At 64.7% G+C, this 10,603-nt stretch carries 8 protein-coding genes; 4 read left to right on the plus strand and 4 right to left on the minus strand.

Annotation, left to right across the window (positions count from 1 at the left end; genetic code table 11):
* Positions 1–140 precede the first annotated feature (140 nt).
* Positions 141–2,345, minus strand: coding sequence for an MMPL family transporter (locus U9980_RS13830; protein WP_322768284.1), 2,205 nt, complete (start codon positions 2,343–2,345; stop codon positions 141–143).
* Between the two features lie 328 nt (positions 2,346–2,673).
* Between U9980_RS13830 and U9980_RS13835 the strand changes: the two genes are divergently transcribed.
* Positions 2,674–3,360: a TetR/AcrR family transcriptional regulator gene (locus U9980_RS13835; protein ID WP_416210269.1), complete on the plus strand. Its 687-nt coding sequence runs from the start codon at positions 2,674–2,676 to the stop codon at positions 3,358–3,360.
* Between the two features lie 110 nt (positions 3,361–3,470).
* Here the strand turns inward: U9980_RS13835 and U9980_RS13840 are convergent, their stop codons facing one another.
* The 3 genes from U9980_RS13840 to U9980_RS13850 are packed head-to-tail and all read right to left on the minus strand — an operon-like array spanning position 3,471 to position 6,310.
* Positions 3,471–4,214 (minus strand): glycosyltransferase, encoded by a 744-nt coding sequence (locus U9980_RS13840; RefSeq protein WP_322768285.1) that lies wholly within the window; start codon positions 4,212–4,214, stop codon positions 3,471–3,473.
* Between the two features lie 19 nt (positions 4,215–4,233).
* A complete protein-coding gene (locus U9980_RS13845) occupies positions 4,234–5,586 on the minus strand; it encodes a hypothetical protein (RefSeq protein ID WP_322768286.1) in 1,353 nt (450 codons plus the stop codon).
* Positions 5,587–5,620: 34 nt separating this feature from the next.
* A complete protein-coding gene (locus U9980_RS13850; RefSeq protein WP_322768287.1) occupies positions 5,621–6,310 on the minus strand; it encodes a class I SAM-dependent methyltransferase in 690 nt (229 codons plus the stop codon).
* A 613-nt stretch (positions 6,311–6,923) separates the two neighbouring features.
* On the opposite strand from U9980_RS13850, the gene U9980_RS13855 reads away from it, so the two are divergent.
* The 3 genes from U9980_RS13855 to U9980_RS13865 form a co-directional block, all read left to right on the plus strand.
* Positions 6,924–7,544 (plus strand): hypothetical protein, encoded by a 621-nt coding sequence (locus U9980_RS13855; protein ID WP_322768288.1) that lies wholly within the window; start codon positions 6,924–6,926, stop codon positions 7,542–7,544.
* 108 nt (positions 7,545–7,652) lie between these two features.
* On the plus strand, positions 7,653–8,843 hold the full coding sequence (locus tag U9980_RS13860; RefSeq protein ID WP_322768289.1) for a cysteine--tRNA ligase: 1,191 nt from the start codon (positions 7,653–7,655) through the stop codon (positions 8,841–8,843).
* 207 nt (positions 8,844–9,050) lie between these two features.
* The coding region (locus U9980_RS13865; protein ID WP_416210268.1) for a serine/threonine-protein kinase at positions 9,051–10,603 on the plus strand (1,553 nt) is incomplete at its 3' end.

Raw genomic sequence — 10,603 nt, forward strand, 5'->3', positions numbered from 1 at the left:
GGGAACCGTTTCCACCCGCCCACAGTTACAGTCCAGACGAACTCGGATGGATCGAGATTAGAGCCCCATACGTGGTCGTGACAAGACCCACAATGGTGTCTCGATGGAATTCCCGCTTATTCGTCCGACTGTTTGTACTCCTATTTGTCCAGTATCGATGCAGGCGCCTCGGCCAGGCCGATCCGGGAATGCAGTGCCCGCAGCGGCCGGGGCGCCCACCAGTTGGCCTTGCCGGCCAACCGCATGAACGCCGGGACCAGCACCCCCCGGATAAGGGTGGCATCCAGGACGATCGCCAGCGCGGTGCCGAGGCCGAACATCTGCAGGAAGGTGACCGACGATGTCACAAACGCCGCAAAGGTCACCGCGAGCAGGGCCGCGGCAGTGGTCACAATCCGTCCGGTGCGGGCAAGGCCGGCCGCGACGGCCTCGGCGTTGTCGACGCCGCGGTCGTGCTCCTCCTTGATTCGTGACAGCAGGAACACCTCGTAGTCCATGGACAGACCGAAGGCGATGCAGAACAGCAGCACCGGCATGGACGTGTCCAGCGGCCCCGGAAGAAAACCGAGCATGCCAGAAAGATGCCCGTCCTGGAAAATCCAGACGGCGGCTCCGAGCACGGCGGTCAGCGACAGCGCACTGAGTATCAACGCCTTGATCGGCATTACGACACTACCGGTGAACAGGAAGAGGAGCACGAACGTGGCAAGCGAGATCAACCCGATGGCCAGCGGCAACCGGGCGGCGATGGTGTGCTTTCCATCGACCAGGGCGGCCGACGGCCCGCCGACGAGTACGGATGTTCCCGCCGGCGCGGGCCGTGCACGCACTGCCTTGACAAGGTCCTGGCCCGCACTGGATGCGGGGTCGACCGAGGGAACCACCTCAAGGTAGGTGACGGTTCCGGCGGTGAACCGGGCGTCAGCCGGGCCGGCGGGCGCGCTCTGGCGGCCGCCGGCAAAGGTGCCTGCGGCGCTGTTCACGCCGGCCACGTTCGCCACGGTCGAAAGCTCACCCGCGTACCTGGCCAGCCCGGACGCGAGCGCCGGGCCGTCCACGGGCGCCGTGCTCTGCACGACGACGGTCGTGGCCGCGGGGACGTTCGAGGAGAAGTCGGCCCGGACGATGTCGCCGACCTGACGGCTGGCAGCGGTGTTCCGCAGCACCCGGTCATCCGGGGCGCTGAAGGAGACGTGCAGGAAGGGGATCCCGAGCGCCAGCAGCAGGGCGATAGCGGGCACGCCGGTGAGTACCGGCCGACGCATGACCGCGGACGCGATGGCCCGCCAGGCACCCGATTCGGCCGCCTGCGCTGAGCCCGACCGCGCCCGGCCGACCGTGAGCGCGTTGACCCGCGGGCCGAGCAGCATCAGCACCGCGGGTACGACCAGCAGCGCGCTGAGAACCGAGAAGACCGTGACGGCGATGCCGGCGTAGGCCATCGACTTCAGGAAGAAGGGCGGGAACACCAACATCACCGCGAGCACCACCGCGACGGTGGCGCCGCTGAACAGGATGGTGCGGCCGGCCGTGCGCATGGTGGTCGCGACCGCGTCGGCGCGATCCGACCCGGCTGCGAGCTCCTCACGAAACCTGCTGACCATCAGCAGGGTGTAGTCGATACCCAGACCCAGCCCGAGCGCGGTGGTGAGGTTGACCGCAAAGATCGAGACGTCGGTGAGGCTGGCGAGAACGGAAAGGATGGCAAGCCCGCCGAAGATGCCGGCCACGCCGACGACCAGCGGCAGCAGGGCTGCGACGGCGCTGCCGAAGGCGAGCACCAGCAGCACCATTGTGATTGGAATGGCTATCGACTCGGCCACGGCGAGGTCCTTGGTGACCTGACTGTTGACGTCCTTGTTAATGGTCGCCCCGCCGCCTGGCGTCACGGTGAGGGGAGCAGCGTCGTCCACGACCTTCTCGTAGCCGGTCACCAGTTCCTTGACTCGGTCCTTATCGGGTACCCGGGCCACGACAAGGGCGCGGCGGCCGTCGGTCGAACGCAACCGGGCACCACCTCCGTCCCAGTACGAGATCACCCGCTTCACCCCCGGTTCGGCAGCGAGCCGACGGACGACCTCCCTGCCACCGGCCACGGCATCGGGGTCGTCGACCGTTCCCGACCGGGCCGTGACGAGGAGCACCAGGTTGGGTTGACCGCCGAAATGTGCGTCAACTGCATGCTTCGCCCGGATGGACTCCGACTGCGGATCGGCGAAGCCCCCGGTCAACAACTTCCCGAACGCTCCCACACCGAGCACTGCCGTAGCGGCCACGACCAGCAGGGCCACCAGCACAAGCTGTTTGGGCCGGCGCGTGACCACGTGCGCGAGTCTTGCGAACACCAGGACCCCCAGAGAGTTGTCATCGCTCCAGCGAACAGTGTTCGCACACACCGGCCACAGTCAAGACATATCGCCCAGAAAGTTGACAGTGTTCACTGGACGGCACAGCATGGCCCACGTGACCAGGAGGCCGCTGAATAACGGCGTTCGATCCGCGAGCGGGCCATCCGCGCCCGACTGGCAAGGCGCAGGAGGCCCGGATAGCGGTGTTCTATCCGGGCAGACGACAACGACGCCAGGCGGGACGCGGGGGGACGCGAGCCGGACAGACGTTGTTCAGCGGCCTCCTAAGCCGGCCTCGAGACGCGAACGCCTCCGACTCGCGACCATTGACGAGATCAAGCAGACCGCTCGCGACCAGCTCAACGCCCATGGCGCGGCTGGCGTGTCACTGCGGGCGGTAGCCCGGACGATGGGCCTGACCCCGTCCGCGCTCTATCGGTACTTCGACAGTCGCGACGAGCTCATCGCCGCACTGATAGCCGACGGGTTCCGCTCGCTGGCGGACACGCTCGAGGATGCCTTCGCCCTCGCGCCATCCGATGACCACGCCAAGCGATGGCTCAACGTGACACGTTCCTACCGTCAGTGGTCACACGAACACGTCACCGAATACATGCTGATTTTCGGGACGCTCGTGCCCGACTACACACCACCCGACACCAAGCCCTGCCCGGATACGGACCGGGCGGTGCAGGTGCTGTTCCGCTGTATGGCCGAGTCGATCCAGGCCGGGCTGCTCGACCCGTCCCACTTCGCCGCCGAGCTCACCCCGACGCTGCGTGCCAAGGTCGAAGCCTGGCGCGAGGAGATGGGCAACCCGATCCCACCGGAAGGGCTGGCAGGGTGCCTGATCGTTTGGACACAGTTGCACGGCTTCCTGTCCCTGGAACTGCTGGGCCATCTCCCGCCGGTGATGGGGGACGCGAGCGCACTGTTCGACCAGCAGATGCTCGACGTCCTGCTCCGCTGCGGCTATCGGGGCCCCGTGGACTTCATGACCGACCACGACTGACGTACTGCCGCCGGCTGCGCCGTCGACTGTACCGTCGACGTCACACCGGTTTTCGTGCTCGACGTTCAAGCGCAGCCAACGCCCACACACCGACCGCTCGAGAGCGCCAACTACTTTGGACGGATCTGCAGCAGGTGGTTGAGTTGATGCGCACGTTCAAAATTGAACGCGTGGACACGCCGCTGCATCGCCTTGTAACTCTCGTCCTGGGTCATCTGCTGGCCATGGAGGCGATAGAGATACACCGGTACATCGACATAGCAGACTGGGAAAAGTGCTTCACACGCCAAGAACGGATTTGTGTCGATCGAACGAGGAAGCGCCCCGTAACCACCGACGGCAATTAGGTGACCACGTCGCCATAAAACGGCGCCAACGTGTACCGCAAATTCGCCGGAATCCTCGAACCGTCTAAGAATTGTTCCCGGCTCGATCGGACCATCAACATGCCACGCCCGGAACACCTCCGACTCGGTCGCGGCGCTGCGCTGGACATCGCATCTACCCCATGCGCCAAAGCACTCGGGCCACTTATCCAACGCGCGACACAGTGCGCCAAGTGCCTTAGGATAAAGAAGGTCATCATCGTCAACGCACAGAATTAGATCATTGCTCGCCCGCATCAAAGCCTGGTTTCTTGTCGTTCCTGATCCCATTGGGCGGGCGTTTCGCTCGAGCTGCACCCTCTCGTCACCGAGCCATTTCTCGTCCGCCGGTTGCGGTACCCACGATATGGCTTCTCCATCCAGCTGAACAAGCCACTCCCAGGCAACGTCCTGAAGTGTGAGGGCCTCATACAGAGCCGGTAGCAAGCCCGGTCGCGTGACAGCAGTAATGATGGACACTTTTGACATCAACACGCCTCGTCTCAGACTAGAGCAGTATAAGCGTTGTCAGGAGCAGGCCAACTACGCCGACATAGAGAATGCTGTATGCCAAGATCCGACGACCATTTGCAAGCGCATTAAGCGAGCCACCCGTAATCGCGGCGCCCAGAAGAGCGTAGATGCCGATATTTCGTAGGCCAGCCTGGTAGCCCAGGCCAGGAAGCCCCTTGACGTTCGCCGAATACAGACTGATCACAAGACCGGGCACAAGTACCAGAGCCGCGACAAAAGCAGCGGCGTTCTGAAATCGCTGTTGAAGCTCCTGAGTGCTTCGCTGAAACTCGACCTGCGCTCCCGCGGCAGCGCTTGCCAGGAGCGTCCAGCCCTCTCGCAGACTGCCGTTAAGACTCTCGATGCGCTCTTGCATCTGTTTAACACGTTGATGAACTTCGTGATTAAGAGCATTCATCGAAGGCGCGGGATCCGCCATAGTCGGAGCCGGCAACCAGGCAAGATCAGCGCGCCGATCAAGATCCCTACCTACCTGCCTGAGCTGAACCACCAGTTTATGTATCTCATCAAGGCGAACCCCGAGGTTCTGTAGATCAAATCCATCGAAGAACGCACCTTCGCGTGCGGCGCCGAAGAAGTCACGTTCCCACTCCTCGACACGTTGCGTCAGCTGCCACACCGTCCATTCATGATGTTGCAGGATATCTTGAATCAGACGGCCGGCGTAGTCTACGCCGGAATTTCCTTCTATTCCAAACAGTTGACCACGACGGCGGAGACGCTCCGGCAACGGCGTTATGAGGCTCTTGTCCGGCGTTCGATACCAGTCCTGCGCCGTGAATAGAGCATGCCAGGCGACCAGGAGACCCTGGTCACTGTATAAAATACGGGCACCGCGAACACACCATGGAGTCTGGTCTCTATCGGTGATCGGCGAAACAGAGGTCAGGAGCCAGGCATCCGCGACAGCCCAGCCGCTTTCTTCAAGAGTGGCAGCCAGTCGGGGTTCCTTAGAACTGATCGGCCCAATAGGACGTTCCAGCAACGCCTTTGCGAGTTCCTCACTCTCCGCACCTGTGCCCCAGCCCCACATCACAAGGCAACGCAGCATCGCTAACCGGGAATTAGACATGGAATCCAGCGGTGCGGTGACGCCATCCTCGTCTTGCGGCTGAAGATCGACTTCAAGTAGCACTACACCGAGATCGGATAAACGTGAACTGACGAGCGCGGCCCCATTTCCGATACTCTTGACAAGCCCCAGGTATGGATGTTCGAGGGAAGTGGAATCACCGAACAATGCGGCTTCCATCTCGGACCGCTTGCCACGTGCCCAGCGCGCAATTACGCCGACCGATCCGTCAATAACCCGGATGTCAAAATCCACATTCCGCTTCTCCTCCTCGGATAACACCGGAAGGCTAGAGGGTTGGGATGATTCCCCCATCAGAACTCCCCATCCCGAGCGAAATTCGCTCAACAATTACCATGCCGATTCCCAGCTGCTCTTCCCAGCATTGCATCGTTTCACGTTCCGCCAATCGGTCGGCATCATCCAAGAAAATTGAAAATTCCGAATTGAATTTATCTCGCAATGCGCCGACAGCAGGTTCACGAACCAGTACCGTTCCCTGATCCCCTGCCGGTGGGCCATCTACTATGAGCATGTCAATCCCCATAGGACAAACCGAACGAATAACGTCTATATCATACCAGACCTCCGGCAGATCCCAGCCGGCTGGTTTGCCTGTGTCAACAGGCGCGTAACGGTTAAGATCAACTGTTTCCACCTGCGCTACCCGTTCCAACCCTTCCCGACTGATAAGACGTCGGATGTAATTTGCATATTCATGATTGTGTTCGATGCTGACCAATCGGCCTCCAGTACCCTCGACCGCCCGAGCAAGAAAAATCGTGGAGGCTCCAGAGCCCAACTCGACGACCGTGCGTCGACGCTTCAACTCGAGTTCATTGATGATACTAACAATCGCCGCAGGACGCATCGACCAGGCAGTCCACGGGACAAAGCCCTTGACCAATGGTTGAAGAGCAGCGAGCGCAACCACATCACTCAGGGTCCACTTTGCGGAGGCACTTTTTATCGTGGTCAATCCCTCACCATAATCAGAATAGAGGTACCTGCGAGACAGCGAATCCGTTGCGTCAAGTCGTATTTTAGAAGCGTAGCTACGGCACGGTCGGTGTGTCAACTACTAGGCCATCCTGAGCTGCAAATAGAATCCAATCCGGCCGCCACGAACCCTGTCCGCGACCTCGATGATGTCCTCCACCTGGTCACGGGCTGAATACGTGGGAAGCCAATGCTACAGCCGTCGGGACCTCGGCGGACCAATCATCTTAGCGCCGATTCTGCTGCGACGACTGAAATCAGGCGAATGTCTTTCGCTCAGGTCGCGACCTGCATGGAGAGCCACCAAAGACCTTGGCTGAGCCAGCTGATGGACCTGATGCAAATCAATCCCGACAGGTGCGGTTCCACTGCTCTCGCCGCGCTGGCGCCCCGCCCGAAGCTGCACTCTTCGTAAGGCAGTGAGCATGGGCCGCGTCGGACGGTCGGTCCGCACGCCGGTATCGGGTGTTGGATGTTCTGCGGACAGACGCGGAAGGAGGCGTCATCCTGATGATGTGTCGATGCATCGGTGGCGGTCGCGTGGAGGATCGCAGTCGCGGGCGCCGGTCTGGTACCCCGGTCGGTCCGCGATCGTGCTCCTCGCGGTCGTCGCACTCCCAGCGGCGGCGGCGCTCGCCCTGACCGGCTGCGGTCCCAGCGGCGGCGTCAGCTCAGGACGCGCCGGCGGCAGCACACCGAAGCCGGGTTCCGTCACGAGCGCGGACGCAACGGGCACCCTGCCGAATCTGGTCGGCAAGGGTCTCCAGTTCGCCCAGGACACCGCGCAGGCAGCCGGCTTCACAACGTTGACATCTCATGACGCACTCGGCCGGGGCCGGCACCAGATTCTCGACCGCGACTGGCAGGTCTGCGACCAGTCCCCCGCCGCCGGGACGCATCCGGTCAGCACCAAGGTGGACTTCGGCGTGGTCAAACTCGAGGAGTCCTGCCCAGCGCCGGGAGCCGTGGACACCGCTGTCCCGAGTATCGGCACGACCATGCCGAACCTCGCCGGCCGGTCGCTGAACGCCGTCCGGCCGGCGTTCGGAACCAACGCAAGTGTCACGGTGCATGACGCCACCGGCGCGAACCGGGTGGTGGTGGTCGCAAGCAACTGGAAGATCTGCTCGACGTCCCCGGCCGCCGGTAAGCCCTACTCCCTCGGGACCCCGGTCACCTTCAATGTCGTCAAGTTCGAGGAAAGCTGCCCGTGACATGTCCCTGCGGCCGCGGGCGACGCACCCGGGTCCAATAAGATCGAATATGCCCGCCGGCACCAGTCATCAGATGAGACGGCAGGTGAAAGGTGGCATCCTGGCCGTATGGATGCCGTCGCAGAGCCTTCCCGGGATCCCCTGCGGCTCAACGGCGCCGCACTGCCGATCGTTGGTCGGGCGCGGGTGTACGTCTGCGGGATCACTCCCTACGACGTCACGCACCTCGGTCACGCGTCCACCTACCTGTGGACGGATCTCGCCGTCCGGGTCTGGCGGAGTGTGGGCGTCCGGGTGGAAGTCGCACGCAACATCACCGACGTGGATGACGCGATGTTCGTCGAGGCCCGCCGGGTCGGCATGCCCTACGATCAGGTCGCCGCGATCGGGCGCTTTGCCTTCGACCGGAGCATGGCCGCGCTCGGCGTCCGCCCGCCCGACCACGAGCCGACCGCCCGCGCATCCGTCATCCATGTGATCGAACTTGGGCAGGCCCTGCTTGCCGCCGGGCACGCCTATCTGCGCAACGGCACCGTCTACGCGCGTACCAGTGATGCGGCGGCACGGGTGGGCCTCGGCCTGGACGAGGCGGTCACGCTCGCCGCCGAGTTCAACGACGACCCGGACGACCCGCAACGCGATGATCCTCTCGACGTGGCGGTCTGGCGTGCCGGCGACAGCGACAGCCACAGCCACAGCAGGGGCGCCGGCATTGATGGCTCGCGAGACATCGGCCAGAGCGGGGTGAGCTGGCCGAGCCCGTGGGGTCCGGGGCGGCCCGGCTGGCACGCGGAGTGCGCGGCGATGGTGCTCAACACGTTCGGCTCCGGTATCGACCTGCACGCCGGCGGTGAGGACCTGCGTTTCCCCCACCACGCGGTGGAGAGTCTGCTCGCCGAACGCGCGACCGGGGTGGCACCGTTCGCCCGCGCCTGGTTACAGGTCGGCTCCGTCCGAGTCGATGGCATCAGGATGTCGAAGTCCCTGGGCAATCTGACGCTCGTCGACGACCTGCTCGACCGGCACACGCCGGCGGCCGTCCGCCTGCTGTGCCTCGCCCGACGCTGGCAGGACGCCTGGGACTACCACGAGTCAGCCCTGACCGGAGTCGAGGACACCCTCGACCAGCTGTATGTCGCGGCCGGGCGCGCCCGCTCCGCGCCGGACCCGGCGGCTGCGGTCGACGCGGTCGACGCGGCGCTGCGCGACGATCTGGACGTGCCCCGGGCACTGGCGATCGCGCTCGACTCCGGTGGCGCGGGCGCCCGCCGCCTCATCGACGTCCTCGGCCTCGCCTGACCATCCACTGCAGGTGTCACCGACGACCACCGCGTCCGGAGCAGGATGTGGCGACAATCCATACCGAAACCCATGTTCTGCGACACTATGCTGCGCAGTCTCACGTGACGCACGCGATTGAGGACGGCAAGTGGCAGACACACTGGGCAGCGGTGACACACTCGCGATACTGATCGGCCGCGGCGCCATGGGCGTGGTGTGACGCGGATGACGACGAGCAGCACGCCGCCAGGGGCGGCCCGGCCTGACCCGAACCGACCCGGGCCGACGCCGACGCCGGCACCAGCACCAGCACCAGCACCAGCACCGTCCGGCGGGTCGGAGCCGGCGTGGGATGCGGTGTTCACGCCGCTGACCCCACAGGACCCCCGCGAGATCAGCGGATATCTGCTCCGGGCCCGGATCGGCGAGGGCGGGATGGGCGCGGTGTACCTCTCCTACACCCCCGGCGGCCGCCCAGTCGCCCTGAAGATCGCCCGTCCGGAGTTCGCCGCCGACCCCGAGTTCCGCCGCCGCTTCGCCACGGAAGTCGCGATCGCCCAGCGAGTCCAGGGCCTGTACACCGCGCCGGTCATCGACTGCGACCCCCACGCCCCACGCCCCTGGCTGGCCACCGCCTACGTCGCCGCACCCTCCCTGGCCGCGGCCGTCGCCCGCCAGGGCGCACTGCCGCCGGAGACCGTCCTGGTCCTGCTCGCCGGGGTCGCGGAGGCGTTGCAGTCCATCCACGCCGCCGGGGTGATCCACCGCGACCTCAAGCCGGGGAACGTCATCCTCGCCGCCGACGGCCCCCGGGTGATCGACTTCGGCATCTCCCGAGCGGTCGAGGCATCCTCGGCTGCGATCACCCAGACCGGTGTGCGGATCGGCACGCCCGCGTTCATGGCCCCCGAACAGGTTCGGGGCCGGTCCCTCGACGCGGCCGGGGACGTCTTCTCCCTCGGCTCCACCGCCTACTACGCGGTCACCGGCGAGTATCCCTTCGGCGCGGACGCCGCGGTATTCCACCGCATCGAGCACCAACAGCCCGACTGGGACCGCTGCCCCGAGCAGGTACGCGGGGTGCTGAAACAGTGCGTGGACAAGGACCCGGCCGCTCGCCCCACCCCGGCGACGTTGATCGAGCTGTGCCGGGCGGCGTCCACCGACGAGCGGTTGCGCATCGGTGAGGGTTGGCTGCCCCCGACGGTGACGGCGGAAATCACCCGCTACAGCGTCGCCCCGCCAAAGCCACCCCAGCCCCAGCACGTGCCACGGACCGAACCCCGGCAGCCGCAACCGCCGGCACCCTCACCATGGGTCCCGCCACGGCAGCCCGCCCCGCCCAACCCTGCACACCGCAAGCCGTCACCCTGGCTCATCGGCGGACTCGGCACGGCGGCCCTCGTGGCAGTAATCGTCCTCGTCGCGGCCCTGAGCAACAGGTCCTCGGACGAGAAGACGAACAGCGGCACCACGACGACCACGTCCACCGGCACCGGCACCGGCACATCTGCCACCGGACCCGCATCCACCGGACCCGCATCCACCGGACCCGCGACCGCGACCGGTGTACCCGCCACGACAGCCGGATCGGGCAACCCGACGTCGAAACCGACCGCCGCACCCGGAAACGTCGACCGTTTTCTGACGGATCTGGGCGTCATCGAAAGCAATGGCGAGGTAAAGGCCGGCTCAGTTGCCGTCAGCGGTGAGCTATTCCCACGCAGCGTGACGTTACGTGCTTATACTCCTTCAAAGACTGACGAAACCAACAATTT

Origin of the sequence: Protofrankia sp. Cr1, from assembly GCF_963555865.1 — a bacterium.
Lineage (GTDB): Bacteria > Actinomycetota > Actinomycetes > Frankiales > Frankiaceae > Protofrankia.

Excerpts from the sequence above, each read along its gene's own strand:
- U9980_RS13860 (WP_322768289.1), top strand. The coding sequence starts at position 7,653 with ATGGATGCCGTCGCAGAGCCTTCCCGGGATCCCCTGCGGCTCAACGGC.
- U9980_RS13840 (WP_322768285.1), bottom strand. The coding sequence starts at position 4,214 with ATGTCAAAAGTGTCCATCATTACTGCTGTCACGCGACCGGGCTTGCTA.